The organism is Salinispira sp. (assembly GCF_059431795.1).
This window is the reverse complement of record NZ_JBXWXS010000021.1, coordinates 25,753-40,290: the sequence shown is the minus strand read 5'-3', so window position 1 is coordinate 40,290 and position 14,538 is coordinate 25,753. Positions and strand designations below refer to the sequence as shown.

Sequence of the window (14,538 nt, the reverse complement as noted above, 5' to 3'; positions counted from 1 at the left end):
ATGAACATTCTTATGGTAAGCCCCGAGCCCTCAGATAGGGAAAAACTTCAGAATCTTCTCCGTGATTTCGACCGGGATGATGTTCATCTCTTCCAGTATTTTCATCCTCTGAAGGCCATCGACAACCTGGATGAAATCGCCCCGGACTACATATTCTGGAGCATCACCGATTTTCCCCTCCACTGGAAAACCTGCATACCCATCTGCCGGGAAACCCCGGCTCTGGAACATGCTGGAATGATTCTCTATTCGGGACAGAAAATTGATTCCAAGGAATTGGATAAGGCTGCCGCTCTGGCGGTTATCGCCGTAATCCAGCAAGGCCTGGACGGACCGGAAACCCCGGATGTGCTCACTGAAATTCTGCCCAGACGCATCCGTGAAGCACCGGCAACCGGACTGGATCTCCCCTATACCGAGCCTGGCGACGAACCACCAGCTGCCGGCTTCCCGGGTGAGTATTCCCCCTCAGAAGATGAACCCATCACACTGCTGTTAACCCACCCTCTCAGCCTGAAACTCCTGAAAGCCCGGGTTGAGGAGCTCAGTCCCGATTACCTCTGTGTACGTGGACTGTCCGAGAAAGAAATCGGGGGTTTGCCGGAGGGAAGCATTTTTCAAAGCTGCCGTCTGAAAATACGGGACTACCGCATAACCCTGGATCTAAAACTCGGAGAGACCGGAACCCAAACCGAAATGATAATCATCGAACCCGGCGGAGAGTACCTGCAGGTCTTACATCAACTGCTTCATGTGCCTGCCTGATCGCTCAGTACCGCCTATCCCCATCAGCGCTATTTGTTCCCCCGGCGAAGATATATTACAATATTCTCAGAAGGGAGGATGTTTATGCGTTACTTAACCTGGTTCCCGGTAGAACCACAGCTGCCTCAAATCAGCAGTGTACCCGACTACGAAAACAAAGGAATCGAATATCAGGGTTCCCCCCGCAAGCATCCCTATGATTCTCAGCGGATTCTTCTCCTTGCGAACCTATTGGAGAAGGATCATCAGGTTTGTTATGATTTTTCACTGAACGATGTTCTCCACATTGAAGAGCTGGAAAACGTAGTAAGTTTTGAAGGTGAGTCTATTCGGCTGCTGAGAATATGGGTGCGAAAAGGCTCCCAGGCCTTTCAGCTGACCCCCCTGGAAGTACATTAAATTTTGCAAAAAGCATATTGACAGTTTTTTTTCTATCCTGTACATTCACCTTCGTCGTCAAGACGGTCCCCTGTAGCTCAGCTGGTAGAGCAAATGACTGTTAATCATTGGGTCGTTGGTTCGAGTCCAACCGGGGGAGCTAAAAAAAGCTGTTCGAGTCTTTCTCGGACAGCTTTTTTTATTTTCTCAGCTGATGGACACGAAGCCCATTTCCGGGCGCGAAAACGTGGAGCGCCGAGCGCCTGGATGGCGCGAGAGGAAATGGGACGGCCTGGAGGAAGCAGGCACGACGCCTGCGACCGGAAGGCGAGTCCAACCGGGGGAGCTAAAAAAATCCCATGTGCCGAATAGGCATGTGGGATTTTTTTATTTTCTCACAAAAGGACTCGAACCGGAGGAGTGGCGCGAACACTGTGAGCGCAAACAGCCGGGATGGCTGTTTAACGACGAAGGCGGGTCGCAGGGAGGCAACAGGATGGTGCCGACCAGAGACCGAGTCCAACCGGGGGAGCTAAAAAAAGCTGTTCGAGTCTTTCTCGGACAGCTTTTTTTATTTTCTCACAAAATGGACTCGAACCGGAGGAGTGGCGCGAACACTGTGAGCGCGCATCCGTGCTACTGCACTCGTGGACTTTCAACCTGTTCTATGAGAATCTCAAGACCGAACACGGCGTATTTTTCCAGGTACTCCGCCCCCCCTTCGGGAGTGTCGCCCAGAAAATTTCTATACCAGTCCAGAAGGCGGTACTGTTCCAGGTTCATGAGCACGGTGGCGGGATTTTTTCCTTCGGACTGTGCTTTATGCAACTGCCGATATATTTCTGCAATTAATTCTTCCGGGCGGATTGTGGTTTCCATTGAAAATAATCATACACCCTCCGGATATTTCTATCCAGAGGGTGTGAAATGTGGTTGAGGAGTCTATTTCAAAATAAAATCCAGCAGATTGTATTTCTGGAATATTGATACGGTGATCAGAGATACAACGGCCATGATCTTTATGAGGATGTCCAGGGAGGGCCCCACGGTGTCCTTGAGGGGATCTCCGACGGTGTCGCCAATAACCGCCGCTGAGTGAGCTTCGGATCCTTTTCCCCCATGATGTCCCTGTTCAATGTACTTTTTCGCATTGTCCCATGCTCCCCCGGAGTTTGCGGTGAAGAGGGCAAGCATAATTGCGCTGAGTGTAGTTCCAATGAGCAGCCCGCCCACAAAGTCCGGTCCCAGGAGAAAACCGGTTACAATTGGGGTGAGAACTGCGATAAGGGCCGGAACCTTCATTTCAGATATAGCCCCTGCGGAGCTGATTTCAATACATTCACGGTAGTTGGGTTTTTCTTCTCCGGTGAGGATGAGGGGATTTTCCTTGAACTGTTTGCGCACTTCCTGAACCATTTTTCTGGCGGCATTGGCAACCGCATCGATGAGAATACCGCTGAAAAGATAGGGAAGTGCAGCCCCCACAAGCGCACCGGCAAGAATGAGAGGATTCATCATGTTCAGTACCAGGCCGGTAAATTCCCCTGCTGTCTGGGGTCCCACCTGACTGTAAAGGAAGCTTGCAAAGAGGCTCAGCGCCGCCAATGCCGCCGATCCTATGGCAAAGCCTTTCCCGATTGCCGCAGTAGTGTTGCCAACTGAATCCAGCTCATCGGTAATTTCCCGAACCCGAGGCGCGAGTTTTGCCATTTCACTAATCCCGCCGGCATTATCGGCGATGGGTCCGTAGGTGTCCACGCTGACGGTGGAGACAACAAAGCTCAACATGCCGATGGCCGCCATGGCCACACCGTAGAGTCCCGCAAGGGAATGTGCACCGATAACCGCAATGCTGAGTACAAGCAGCGGCCAGAAGGTTGAACGCATTCCTGCCGCCAGACCTTGGGTAATATTCAAAGCGGTGCCTTCCCGGCTGGCCTGGGATATTTTCTTGGTGGGTTTGAAATGATAACTGGTGAAATGCTCTGCAAGCTGTCCGATAAGAATTCCTGTGGCAATGCCCAGGACTGCAGCAAGCCATGGGCTGATCCAGCCGGCTGCGAACCCGATCACATCAAGCTGGGCTGGAGCGGAATCTCCGAAAATGTACCATGTGAGTGCTGCCGTGGAGATGAGAGTGATAGTTGCGGAAGTAAAAACAGAAAAATTCAATTCTCTGTGGGGGTTTTCTCCGGTTTTCTTCACAATTAGAAACAGAATACCCAAGATGCTTCCCAGAATGCCCAGAGCGGCGAAAAACAGGGGGTAATTCAGCATGTTTGACATGAGGTCATTACTGAACTCAACTCCCTGGGAAATGTTCGTATAGTACATGTATGCGGTGAGAACGACGCTTGAGATGATTGCACCCACATAGCTTTCCAGCAGGTCAGCTCCCAAACCGGCAACATCACCCACATTATCACCCACATTGTCTGCGATGGTTGCGGGATTTCGCGGATCGTCTTCCGGGATATGGGCTTCGGTTTTTCCCACAAGGTCCGCTCCCATGTCGGCAGCCTTGGTGTAAATGCCGCCTCCCACACGGTCGAACATGGCAATTACCGAGCAGCCCAGGGCATAGCCGGATACGGTCATGGTGAAGGGAATGAAATTCACTCCCAGCATATTCTGAATAATTTTCATGTTGGCAGGGTCGGTTTGTCCCATAACCCGTCCAAAGACGAGATACAACACAAGAAGTCCCAGCAATGAGAAGCCTCCCACGCTCAGACCCATAACGCTGCCTCCCCGGAAGGCTACTTTCAGCGTTTCCCCGAGTTTTTCTGTGAGCCGGGCTTTATTAGAGACTCTTACATTTGACAGTGTGGCGATTTTCATCCCGATCCAGCCCGCAGTGGCGGACATGAGGGCTCCGAGTATGAATGCAACCCCGGTATACCAGCTGACCAGAAGGCCCAGGGCGATGGCAATGAAGATGGCAATGGAAAATATCACCTTGTATTCGTGACGGATAAATGCATCAGCACCATCCTGGATGGCTGCGGCGATCTCCTTCATTGCTTCCGTACCGGCGTCCATCCGCCGTACACCGTAATAATTGATGGCAGCAAAGCTCAACGCTGCAACAATTCCAACAATTACCAGTCCAAACATCGCGGTCCCCTTCGCATCGAGATTTTCCGGCTGATGACTGACCTTCTGTTGTATCCGGGGCTCAGGTACATCACCCCGAAGAGCAAATTGCCGAACACTGGGTAAAATGATAGCATTGCCTCAATCCCCTTGCAATGTTTTTCCATGCAAGGGACGGCTTTTAAAAAAGGATATATCATCATGCAGGATATACGGATACGAAATGATATCTCTCCCAGCGGGTCTCCGCTGCTGGATGAACTGAATGATTTCCACAACAAGCTGGAGAATTTCACCCCCCACGACCGGGCGGTCCTGATGTTTATTCAGCGCAGAGGACGGGGTACTGAGGGCGAACTGCTGCTCATAGAAAAAAAACGGGGTCTGGGTGCGGGAAAATATAACGGTCCCGGGGGGAAACTGGAGGAAGGAGAAAGCTATCGCCAGGCGGCAATCCGTGAATGCCGGGAAGAAGTGGGGCTTACCCCTGTCAATCCGGAACTCCGTGGCAGACTGTTTTTCACCTTCAGCGACGGATACCGTATGTACGGTGAGGTGTTCTGGTCATATGAATGGTCGGGAGAAGAGGTGGAAACAGAAGAAGCCCGACCGTTTTGGCAGAGTGCCGCCGCCCTTCCCTACCAAAATATGTGGGCGGATGACAGGCTGTGGATGCCCCAGGCTCTTCTGGGACACCTTTTCTCAGCGGCCTTCTATTTTGACGGTGATACTCTTATCAGCTCCCGGATGGATATGGATTTCCGCTCAGGCCTCCCCGCCATGCCCTGAAGGGAGGGGGTTCTGCTCTATGAACCTGCCGAGAATGAACAGAAGATCTGAGAGTCGGTTAATGTAATTCTGTACCAGACGGTAATACTCGGTGGAAAGGCTCTGCATAAACGAGATAAATTGACGCTCAACCCTGCGGCACACGGTTCGGGCCACATCCAGCCGTGCGCTTTGCTCTTCGTCGCCGGGGATAATAAAACCGTCCAGACGAATGTGCGCCATATACTGCTCTTCGCTGGTTTCAAGCCCGTCAAGGATCTCATTCAGATATTCAACCCAGGCTGACTCATCTTTTCCCAGCGGCCGGATTTTATTCAGGCCGCTAAGGGGGGTGGCGATGAGAGCGGATATATTCTGCAGCTCTTTCTGGATTTCCCGGATGCGGTCTTTCATATCATGGTGCAGATGCCGGATATTCCGTTCACTTCCCCGGAGGCCCCGATCCCCGGATTCCTGTTCCGCCGAAGCGGTCAAAGATGCCCGTGCCAATCCGATAACCGAAACCAGTTCATCTATATCTCCAAGTACGGCGAAAACCGGTTCGGATTTGAACCTTCGCTCTCCCCCGAAGAGGCTGCTCTTCCCGGTATCGCCGCCCCGGGTGGTAATCATTGAAAAATCTATTGCCACACATCCCTCCTTGAAGTCCTCCCGAAGAAAGACCAAATGTGTATTGGAGCAATATACCCAGCTGAGCAGATAAAGCAAGGGGGAATAAAAAAAACACCGTCTGATGAATCAGCGGTGTTTTATCACATGGAGTACTCGTGAGCACCCAAGAATGCAGGGGTCTTGGTGGGAAACACTTATACGTGATTTCCCTGATAGTCCTGTATTTTCGACATGGTGCGGAGCTTTTTCATGGCTTTTTCCTGGATCTGACGCACCCGCTCACGGGTTATCCCCAGATTCTTTCCGGTTTCTTCCAGGGTGAAGGGGCCTTCACCTGCCAGACCGAAACGGAGCTGGATAATTTTCATTTCCCGCTCGGAAAGCTGACGCAACACCTCGTCAAGGGTATCCTGGAGGGTGAGATGAAACACCCGGTCGAAGGGTTCCTCGGAATTATTGTCCATGATCAGGTCCGCAAGGGTTGTCATGTTGTCGTCGTCAACGGTGGTGTCCAGAGAAGCCGTCTCCTGACTAAGCTTCATTATGTCCCGGATCTTATCCGGCGGGAACTCAAGATATTCGGAAAGCTCGTGCACATCGGGATCACGGCCCAATTCCTGGGTAAGATGTTTGGCAACAAAGTAACATTTTTTAATGGTATTCAACATATGTATGGGAATTCGGATTACCCGGCCCTTATCTGCCAGACTCTTAATAATCGCCTGCCGGATCCACCATGTGCCGTATGTGGAAAACCTGCAACCTTTGGTGTAATCGAATCGCTCCACCGCTTCAATCAGCCCGATGTTTCCTTCATCGATAAGGTCCAGCAGGGAGAGACCCCGATGCTGAAATTTCTTCGCGATTGAAACAACCAGGCGAAGATTGGCATTGATCATTTTATTCTTATAGAGACGAAACATTTCTTCCGTCTCATCAAGCATGTGCTGATCAACTGAATCATCCTGGTTCTGTAGTGCTTCTCTGAGCACAGCCATCTCTTCCCGCTTCCGTGCGATTTTTTCTCCAAGATCTCGTTCCTCATGAACGGTAAGCAGGGGGTAATGGGCGATCTGCTTCAAATAAAGAGCCAGCAGATCGGTATCGTAACCACCCGGTTTTGCCTGTTCATCCTGATTCAGTCTGGAGGAGGGAGCAGCGTGTGCAAGTGCATTATTCATATTGTACCTTCCATTCTCTCGAGAGGTCTGAAACATCCTTGTTCCAAGGGGACAAGTACCGTAAGGCTAAGTCTAATTCAAATAATTTCAATGTCCAGAAAAATCACAGTTTTTTTCCGTAAAATAACAGGTTTTTCACAATTTATGCACCAATCAGCGGGGTGCGGTGTTGGGATCCAGATATCTTCCCTCTTTCCACACGCTGAAATAGACCTGAACATCGGGAAGCAGCGGACTGGCGCCCAGCTCACCGATCAATTGACCGCTTGTTAAATCATCCCCCTGATCCACGAAGAGCCGGCGATTCCCACCATAGATATAAATGTACCCCCGGGGATTCTGTACGAAAACAACATTTCCCAGGGTTGAATGGGGGCCGCTGTATACCACCCGTCCCGGCCCTACCGAATTAATGGCGTCCCCGGGGTTTCCTTTAATGACAATCCCCGGAAATTTCCCGGCAAAGCTGTAGCGTTCTCCATCATGGGGCCAGTACAAGTCGTCTCCGCCGCTGCTGGGTTCGCTGGTGAGAATGGTTCCTTCACGGGCAGGTTGCGGTTCCACGGCAGATTCCGGGTTCTGATCCGGTCCTACGCTGCCGTTTTCTCTGTCAGCCGGAGTCTCATCCGCCGCAGGAGCTGCCGCAAGGGCGCGTACCTTGATAATCTGTCCCGGCTTGATAATGCTGTCTTCCTGAATATTGTTCACCCGCAGAAGCTCGTCCATACTCATCCCTGTTCTCCGTGAGATACTGAACAGGGTATCTCCCACAAGAATTTCGTAATCGCTTAAACGGTAAGCGGGCAAAGACTCTCCAGGAATTTCCAGTGCCTGGCCCACCTTCAGGCTGCGCACATCCTCAATGCCGTTGACGCGCATGAGGGTTTCGAGCTCTATATTATAACTTCGGGAAATGGAATACAGGGTGTCACCGGACTTCACCGTATATTCGATTTCCTCCCCCACTACCGCGGAAGAAGAAAGAAGCATCAAACTCAGCAGTAAGGCTGCCGTACCAAGGTTTTGGGGCATGTAAAGTCCTCCTGGCTACTCGTGATAAACTTCGGCAAAAATGGGTCACAAATCAAGGTCCACTTGTACTAAAATATTCTTGGAGATGTACATGGAAAACCTATCGCTAATCATCATCGAAGACGACGCCATAATCGGCATGGACCTGAAACGACGCCTGAACAAGATGGGGATTTTGTCGGTTCAGATTTATGCCAATGCACAAAAAGCGCTTCAGCATGTGCGAAAAGAACGATGCGATCTGGTTCTCATGGATATCGGCCTCCCGGGGGAAATGGACGGTGTAGACGCTGCCTCCATTATCCGGCAACAGCATCATATCCCGGTTGTTTTCGTCACCGGTTTCGCGGATGAAAAAACCTTGAATCGGGCCCGGCTTGCCGAACCTGCCGGATATATTCTTAAACCATTCAAAGAGCATGAGATCTATGCCACCATCACCATATCAATCTACAGGAATCAAATGGAAGCTCGACTGCGTTCCCAGCAGGAAATGCAGGGTGAAATCCTTAATCACATACAGGACGGAATTATTACCGTTGACTCGGAGTATCAGATCCGATTTACCAATCCCAAATCCGCAAATATGCTGGCCGTTGACAATTACGGCAGTGAAAAAAAATTGGGAGAGTATTCCGATGAACTGAAAAGTTTTTGTCAGCACATGGAAGGTAATGAAGAGGGCTATACCAAGACCTGGAACAACCATCTGCTCAATTTACCCAGGGGTGTGCGCATAGTTGATATTTCCATTACCAGAATTCATCTGCCGCCGGAAGCCGACCGGGAATCAGCCCGGGGATTTCTGGTGGTGCTCCACGATAAAACCCAATTGAAGACCATGGAAGCCCAGGTTGCCTACCATGAATCCCATGACCGCCTCACCGGTCTTCTGAACCGGAGTGAATTTCAGGCTGTCCTGGAACAGGAGCTGGAATACGGTCTGGAAGATTCCCGTCAACGCAGTCTGGTGTTTTTTGATATTGATCAATTTACATTGATAAACGAAATAAGCGGCCACCTGGCGGGGGACGAACTGCTCAAACAAATTTCAAAGCGTCTTGAAGTATTCTTCGACAGCTCACCTGCAATTTCCAGACTGGGAGATGACGAGTTCGCGGTAATTCTGCAGGGTGACAGTTCTGACAACCTGGAAAAGCAGGTTACGAGCTTCCTGAAAGAGATTAACCGGGAAAAGTTCAGCTTTCAGGATTCCCAGTTTCCTCTGAGCATCACCGCGGGAATGTGCCATTTTTCCCGGGAGCTGCTCAATTCCCATTTGCTGCTCAGTATTGCCATCGACGCAAATATCCTTGCAAAAGATGAACAGTGTACCACATTTAAGGTTCTTTCCCTTGAGGACGAGGTTCTCATGAAACGCAGGGGTGAACTGCGCTGGATTTCAACCATCACCGATTCCCTGGAGCAGAATCGGTTTGTGCTCTATTTTCAATCCATAATTCCCCTTCAGCAGGAACAGGGACTGGGCAATAAGGTGGAAATCCTTGTACGAATGCTGGATGAAAACAATGAAATTATTCCACCGGTCGAATTCATCCCTGCGGCTGAACGATATAATCTCATGCATCTCATAGACCGCTGGGTAATTCACCGGCTGTTGAGCAACTTCAACGAGGCGGAACGGTCAGTGGAGGTGGATTCTCCCATTTTCTGCATTAATCTTTCAGGTGCCTCCATGCTCACAAGCGATCTAGATATGTTTATCAGCTCCGAAATTGAGCGTTACGATATTGACCCCAAGCGTATCTGCTTTGAAATTACCGAGACATCGGCCATTTCCAACATGTCCATGGCAACCACTCTTATCACCAGTCTGAGAAGCTACGGCTGTCTGTTCGCCCTGGACGATTTCGGCAACGGTTTTTCCAACTTTAATTATCTACGCTACCTGGAAGTAGATTATTTGAAAATTGACGGGAGCTTCGTTCGAAACATGGATACAAACCCCATCAGCAGGGCCATGGTGGAGGCGATCAACAGCCTTTCCCAGGCGGTGCACATGAAGACAATCGCGGAATTTGTGAGTAATGCCCAAATCCTGCGAATTCTCACCGAAATCGGGGTACATTACGGCCAGGGCTATGCAATCGGGAAGCCCCGGGCGTTACTGAAAGAATGAAGCAAAACTGATCGGGGAGAATAGATATGGAACATATCAGTCTTGAAAATCACCAACAGATCATGTCTGAACTTCTTCATCGGGTGAAAAATAATTTTCAACTGATTCTCAGCCTGGTGAATTTACAGAATGATTTTGGCAAAGAGCTGAGCCGGGAAGAGAGCAGCAACAGGCTGCTCAGCAGGGTGCATGCAGTGGCTTCGATTCAAGAATTAGTGTACAGCTACCAAAGCTCTCCAGACTTCCTCCCCCGCAACCTTCAGGACGGCAGACAGTATATGTACTTCCCCGAATTGCTGGAAAAAAGCATTCATTTTATCTCCGGGGTGTATGAGCTGGGGCTTCCGGGGAATAGCATAACGGTGGAGAGTATTCCGGCTCTGCTTGAAAGCCATGATGCGGTGGCAATGGCCATTATTATTAACGAGCTGTTGCTCAACGCTGTCTGCCATGGAATTCCCTCCGGCGACGGCGGCTCTTTTTCTCTCCATATTATATGCCAAGCCGATGAACAAACATACCGCCTGATATTCCGTCAGACAGGAGAATCCTGCCGGCTTGAGGAAGGTGTACCTGCTGATCAGCGGATGGGCACCATGCTCATTGAAAATTACTCGGCCCAGCTGGAGGGCAGCGTAGAATACCGGGCCCTTGAGAGTGGTTTGGAGGTCTCTGTCAGTTTTCCGTCCCAACGTTTTGTGCGATAAAGATGGGCTTTTGACTTGCGGCATGGGCCGGCGAGCCGTCAAAATCATCATAAATTTCCCGAATTTCAAACCCGCTGTCCACAAGCCATGCTGAAATTTCTTCAATCTTGTACACCCGCTGCACATGCACCTCACTAAGCCGCTTTCCGCCGTTATGGATTGTGAAGCGGGTCTTCCCAAGCCCCCTGCGTCGGTCAAATCTGGTATCCTGGGTAATGTAGCCCCCGGGAATATCTATGGTTTCCCGTACGCCGTGGTAGACCCGGTAAATCTCCGGTGTATTCATGTCGAACATCAGAATCCCTCCGGGAGGCAGCTGGCTGCCCAAATGGGAAAAGAGCGCCTGTACATCCTTTTTTTCAAGAAGATAATTGATCACATCATATGCCATGAACGCCAGGGCGCAGGGAACGGGGAAATCAGTTCGGACTATATCACCCTGGATGAAGCCCGGGGGATCGGACATACCGGAGGCCGCATCCCGTGCCTGTCGGAGCATCTCAGCGCTGAGATCTACGCCGAATACAGGATAGCCCCTGCTGGCAAGTTCGATGCTCATGAAACCGGTACCGCAGCCCAGATCCCCCACCCCCTCACGTCGGGAGCTTCGGGAAGCTTCGGCATACCAGTTGTCTATGAGCTGGAGATAATCAAGGGAGTATTCCTGCCAATGATGCCGGTAGTAGCTGCTCAGATGTGTATAGGGCCGTATTGATTCATTACTCATTAGCAGTCATTATACATCCAATGCGTCTGAATGCGGATACTATTCATACACGTCTTGAGCGGATCGAAAAAATGCAGGGTTCGGACCCGGGCTTTGCCCTTCTTGCGGTGCTGTCCTTCATTGAGGCATTTATCCGGGAAGCGTTGGAGGAATTTTCCTCAGCTCAGAGCATGCCCGATCTCCTGGAACGCTTCGGAAAAATGCGCAACGGGGAAAGGAATTACCGCCTTCAGCAGGACGGCTTTGCCCGGGAGCTTCTTCATTATCAGAAACTGGCAAATACGGTGAGACACCATTTCAGTGAAATTACCCAAGAGGAATTTCAGGGAGCCCTATACCGACTCTTTGATTTTCTCGACGGTCTGAAGATCCAAGATGAATCGGTGAAAAAGCGGCTGAAACGTCTGGAAGACTCGCTGAAAGTGTGGAAAGGGCACAGAAGTCATTATGATGATTTTTCCGAACTCCTGGAAACCGGCTTCCGTCTTGCCAGGAGCATGCAGAAAACCCGTGAACTGGAAAAACAGCTGGAGCGTCAGAGTCTCTCGGCGGAGAGTCTGGAATACGTGCATGCCATGCAGCGCATCAGCTCCTACAGCCGCAGCCGCCGTGCCTTTGAGCGCCGGCTGATCGAGCCCAGTCCGGAGCAGGAACAGGTTCTTACCCGGATCAGGAATGACCGTGATTTTCTCATTACCGGAGCCGCAGGTACGGGAAAAACTCTGGTACTCATTATGGCCGTGGAACAGTACGTCCGCTCCCTCAGCGGCGAACTTGATCTGGGACAGTTCAACGGGGGCCCGCTGCCGGTAACTCTTCTCACCTACACATCCACCCTGGCAAAATATAACAAGTATCTGGCATCACTTCTGAAATACCCCCGGCTCCAGCTGTTTATCCGGACTGTGGACAGTTTCTTAAACCGGGAGGTGGAGCAATGGCTGCCGGGCAGAAATATTGTGTACAACAGCCGGGAATACGGTGCCCTGTTCAGAAGGGTCTACAATCCTGCCTGTGCCGTGGAGCCGGAGAGATGTTTGGACGAAATTGAACAATACATCTTCGCCCATAACATCAGCAGAGAAATTTATATCGATGAGGGAATAGTCCGGAAAGGCCGGGAGTTCAGCCTGAGCGAAGAGCAGCGCCGTGCAATTTGGACCATCCGGGACGGCTTCGCCTCCCTCATGGAAGACGAGAGAATGTATACCAGAAATTACGCCCGGGTCCGTCTGGTTGAACAGCTGGAAGGAGCAAGGGAACGGGGACTCAGTACAGACGAAGGGGGAAGAATCTTCGTGGATGAGATACAGGATCTCAACCGGGTGGACCTTCAGGCCTTAAAACTTCTCTCCCCGGGAGGGATTGTCATGGCCGGGGACAGGGAACAAAGTATTTTCCTCGGAGGGTTTTCCTTCAAAGCCAGCGGCGTTTCGGTGCAGCGCGGGGGCAGCGCAATTCTGAAACAAAACTTCCGCAACAGCCGGGAAATTCACCGGATAGCTTCTTTGCTGCGGGATGATCCCAATACCGATGAACAGGCAGTGGTGCTCCGTCATGGCCCACCTGTGGAGCTGTTTAGTAATGGCGACTACCAGACCCTGCTCTCCCGGCTGGGGGAACGCTGCTCCTTTGCAATGGATTATCTCAGTTACAGCCCCGAGAATCTCTGCGTGGCAGCACCTTCTTCCCGGGATTTGAAGGCCGTTCAGCAAATGTTGCAGCAACGGGGAATTGACTCGGTTTCCATAAAGGACAGGAACTTCTCCTTCGCCCAGAGTGGAGGCATCAGGCTGTCCACCCTTCATTCTATTAAGGGTCTGGATTTTGCCGGCGTTCTGGTGTTTATTCCCACAGGCATTTGGACCGGGAAGGAGGATGATCCGAAACTCAAGCAGAACCTACTCTATGTGGCTTCCACCCGGGCCATGGAACTGCTGTGGTTTTTCACATCAGATCATCCTGATACCCGGAAACTCAACCTATTGTACGCAGAACTGGAGAAAGATTACCCTTCAAGCCAGGACTGAATTTTCTCCACCCGTTTGGCGGTTTCAGGGTGGGATCTCAGCAGACGCTCGAGGGCGCTTGCGTTCCCCGATGCCCCTGTCCTGCCTCCCAACATACTCCAGTTCATCCGCTGCTGCATCCAGTCCAGCCGGGTGAGAGCAGAGGCCAGGGCGCCGGGATTGGTGCTGATTTTCACCGCACCGTAATCTGCGCCGTACTCCCTGAGACGCATGACTCCCCGCTCCAGAATAACCGCTGCGAAACCGCCGATGGAGAGAATCAGCAATGCCGACAGCAGGGGAAGGAAAAACAGCAAGAGAGGTGCAAAGAGAATCAGAAGTCCCAGCATGCTGGGGATGCGGGTGTAAATCATTCTGAATCTGGCCAGAAAATTCAAAAGGAGGAGATCCCGGTTTTTGATATGCATGAACTCATGGGCTAACACCGCCTCTATCTCTTCCCGGGGAAGGGAGCTGAAAAGGCTGGAACTGACAATAATTCCCGGCCCCAGAGTGGTTTCCACCGCAGCCGCATTGGCTATGGGGGAATTGCTTATATACAGATCCGGGGTCTTTTCAAGTCCCGCCCGCCGACTCAGCCCGTCGATAATGTGCTGCAGCTCCGGGTTGCTTCCCTCCCTAACCGGCACTACTCCCTGGAGGTTCCGGGGATCTATCCGCAGTCCTCCAAACAGCATCCCGCTCACAGCCATAAGGACCAGCATGAACAGGGTGAATTCAATTCCCAGAAGCATGACCGGCACCAGAAAAAAGGCGGCGGTGAGCAGGGCACTGAGAACATTCATACCATGCTTGCTGTAGAGAATGCGCGTTAGATCGGATGTTTGGGAAGGTCGTTCCTTCGATTCCTTAATGTACATGTGTGCACTAACCTCCAGGGAATTATCATGCAAGATCCGTACCAACGATTGAATATTTTCTAGCGCAGGGCAGATATGCAGAGATTTTCACCGAAGAAGATGGAGTAATCGTATATATCACCTTTTTTTGCGCTTACTTCTGGACTGTTTTTCCGTATTTCAACGGGAGATGAATGTTCAAAATATATTTTGCGGTCTCTGAACCCCACAACTATGGTGAA

The 14,538-nt window shown here is 51.0% G+C and carries 13 protein-coding genes and 1 tRNA gene; 7 read left to right on the top strand and 7 right to left on the bottom strand.

Translation table 11 applies throughout. The features are described from left to right. The 3 genes from AC52PS_RS07785 to AC52PS_RS07775 all read left to right on the top strand — a co-directional run bounded on the left by AC52PS_RS07785 (position 1) and on the right by AC52PS_RS07775 (position 1,303). On the top strand, positions 1–765 hold the full coding sequence (locus tag AC52PS_RS07785) for a hypothetical protein (RefSeq protein WP_495562487.1): 765 nt from the start codon (positions 1–3) through the stop codon (positions 763–765). An 84-nt stretch (positions 766–849) separates the two neighbouring features. Next, positions 850–1,164, top strand: a complete 315-nt coding sequence (locus tag AC52PS_RS07780) for a hypothetical protein (RefSeq protein ID WP_495562486.1) — start codon at positions 850–852, stop codon at positions 1,162–1,164. A 66-nt stretch (positions 1,165–1,230) separates the two neighbouring features. Beyond that, positions 1,231–1,303, top strand: a tRNA-Asn gene (locus AC52PS_RS07775). Positions 1,304–1,779: 476 nt separating this feature from the next. Here AC52PS_RS07775 and AC52PS_RS07770 read toward each other — a convergent pair. Beyond that, positions 1,780–2,022: a hypothetical protein gene (locus tag AC52PS_RS07770; RefSeq protein WP_495562485.1), complete on the bottom strand. Its 243-nt coding sequence runs from the start codon at positions 2,020–2,022 to the stop codon at positions 1,780–1,782. Positions 2,023–2,085: 63 nt separating this feature from the next. Next, positions 2,086–4,260 (bottom strand): sodium-translocating pyrophosphatase, encoded by a 2,175-nt coding sequence (locus AC52PS_RS07765; RefSeq protein WP_495562484.1) that lies wholly within the window; start codon positions 4,258–4,260, stop codon positions 2,086–2,088. Between the two features lie 180 nt (positions 4,261–4,440). Between AC52PS_RS07765 and AC52PS_RS07760 the strand changes: the two genes are divergently transcribed. Then, positions 4,441–5,028, top strand: a complete 588-nt coding sequence (locus tag AC52PS_RS07760; protein WP_495562483.1) for an 8-oxo-dGTP diphosphatase — start codon at positions 4,441–4,443, stop codon at positions 5,026–5,028. Here AC52PS_RS07760 and AC52PS_RS07755 read toward each other — a convergent pair. The 3 genes from AC52PS_RS07755 to AC52PS_RS07745 form a co-directional block, all read right to left on the bottom strand. Then, a complete protein-coding gene (locus tag AC52PS_RS07755) occupies positions 5,005–5,658 on the bottom strand; it encodes an ATP:cob(I)alamin adenosyltransferase (protein WP_495562482.1) in 654 nt (217 codons plus the stop codon). The genes AC52PS_RS07760 and AC52PS_RS07755 overlap by 24 nt on opposite strands. Before the next feature lie 176 nt (positions 5,659–5,834). Further along, entirely contained in the window at positions 5,835–6,821 is a 987-nt protein-coding gene (locus AC52PS_RS07750) for a sigma-70 family RNA polymerase sigma factor (RefSeq protein WP_495562481.1), read from the bottom strand. Positions 6,822–6,974: 153 nt separating this feature from the next. Next, the gene (locus tag AC52PS_RS07745; protein ID WP_495562480.1) at positions 6,975–7,853 is read right to left on the bottom strand and encodes a murein hydrolase activator EnvC family protein; all 879 of its coding nucleotides are present in this window, start codon (positions 7,851–7,853) and stop codon (positions 6,975–6,977) included. A 91-nt stretch (positions 7,854–7,944) separates the two neighbouring features. Between AC52PS_RS07745 and AC52PS_RS07740 the strand changes: the two genes are divergently transcribed. After that, positions 7,945–9,993: a two-component system response regulator gene (locus AC52PS_RS07740; RefSeq protein WP_495562479.1), complete on the top strand. Its 2,049-nt coding sequence runs from the start codon at positions 7,945–7,947 to the stop codon at positions 9,991–9,993. 26 nt (positions 9,994–10,019) lie between these two features. Continuing rightward, positions 10,020–10,700: a sensor histidine kinase gene (locus AC52PS_RS07735; RefSeq protein WP_495562478.1), complete on the top strand. Its 681-nt coding sequence runs from the start codon at positions 10,020–10,022 to the stop codon at positions 10,698–10,700. Here the strand turns inward: AC52PS_RS07735 and AC52PS_RS07730 are convergent. Then, complete coding sequence (locus AC52PS_RS07730; RefSeq protein ID WP_495562477.1) at positions 10,669–11,427, bottom strand: class I SAM-dependent methyltransferase; 759 nt, start codon at positions 11,425–11,427, stop codon at positions 10,669–10,671. The two genes, AC52PS_RS07735 and AC52PS_RS07730, sit on opposite strands and share 32 nt — an antisense overlap. A gap of 20 nt (positions 11,428–11,447) precedes the next feature. Between AC52PS_RS07730 and AC52PS_RS07725 the strand changes: the two genes are divergently transcribed. After that, positions 11,448–13,457, top strand: coding sequence for an AAA family ATPase (locus AC52PS_RS07725; RefSeq protein ID WP_495562476.1), 2,010 nt, complete (start codon positions 11,448–11,450; stop codon positions 13,455–13,457). Here the strand turns inward: AC52PS_RS07725 and AC52PS_RS07720 are convergent. Beyond that, positions 13,436–14,317 carry a M48 family metallopeptidase gene (locus AC52PS_RS07720; protein ID WP_495562475.1) on the bottom strand — a complete coding sequence of 294 codons (882 nt, stop codon included), beginning with the start codon at positions 14,315–14,317 and terminating at the stop codon, positions 13,436–13,438. The two genes, AC52PS_RS07725 and AC52PS_RS07720, sit on opposite strands and share 22 nt — an antisense overlap. Positions 14,318–14,538: the final 221 nt, after the last annotated feature.

What these genes read in the sequence shown, in the direction of transcription:
- AC52PS_RS07785 (WP_495562487.1), top strand. Translation starts at nt 1, where the DNA reads ATGAACATTCTTATGGTAAGCCCCGAGCCCTCAGATAGGGAAAAACTT.
- AC52PS_RS07780 (WP_495562486.1), top strand. Translation starts at nt 850, where the DNA reads ATGCGTTACTTAACCTGGTTCCCGGTAGAACCACAGCTGCCTCAAATC.
- AC52PS_RS07770 (WP_495562485.1), bottom strand. Translation starts at nt 2,022, where the DNA reads ATGGAAACCACAATCCGCCCGGAAGAATTAATTGCAGAAATATATCGG.
- AC52PS_RS07765 (WP_495562484.1), bottom strand. Translation starts at nt 4,260, where the DNA reads ATGTTTGGACTGGTAATTGTTGGAATTGTTGCAGCGTTGAGCTTTGCT.
- AC52PS_RS07760 (WP_495562483.1), top strand. Translation starts at nt 4,441, where the DNA reads ATGCAGGATATACGGATACGAAATGATATCTCTCCCAGCGGGTCTCCG.
- AC52PS_RS07750 (WP_495562481.1), bottom strand. Translation starts at nt 6,821, where the DNA reads ATGAATAATGCACTTGCACACGCTGCTCCCTCCTCCAGACTGAATCAG.
- AC52PS_RS07745 (WP_495562480.1), bottom strand. Translation starts at nt 7,853, where the DNA reads ATGCCCCAAAACCTTGGTACGGCAGCCTTACTGCTGAGTTTGATGCTT.
- AC52PS_RS07740 (WP_495562479.1), top strand. Translation starts at nt 7,945, where the DNA reads ATGGAAAACCTATCGCTAATCATCATCGAAGACGACGCCATAATCGGC.
- AC52PS_RS07735 (WP_495562478.1), top strand. Translation starts at nt 10,020, where the DNA reads ATGGAACATATCAGTCTTGAAAATCACCAACAGATCATGTCTGAACTT.
- AC52PS_RS07730 (WP_495562477.1), bottom strand. Translation starts at nt 11,427, where the DNA reads ATGAGTAATGAATCAATACGGCCCTATACACATCTGAGCAGCTACTAC.
- AC52PS_RS07725 (WP_495562476.1), top strand. Translation starts at nt 11,448, where the DNA reads ATGCGTCTGAATGCGGATACTATTCATACACGTCTTGAGCGGATCGAA.
- AC52PS_RS07720 (WP_495562475.1), bottom strand. Translation starts at nt 14,317, where the DNA reads ATGTACATTAAGGAATCGAAGGAACGACCTTCCCAAACATCCGATCTA.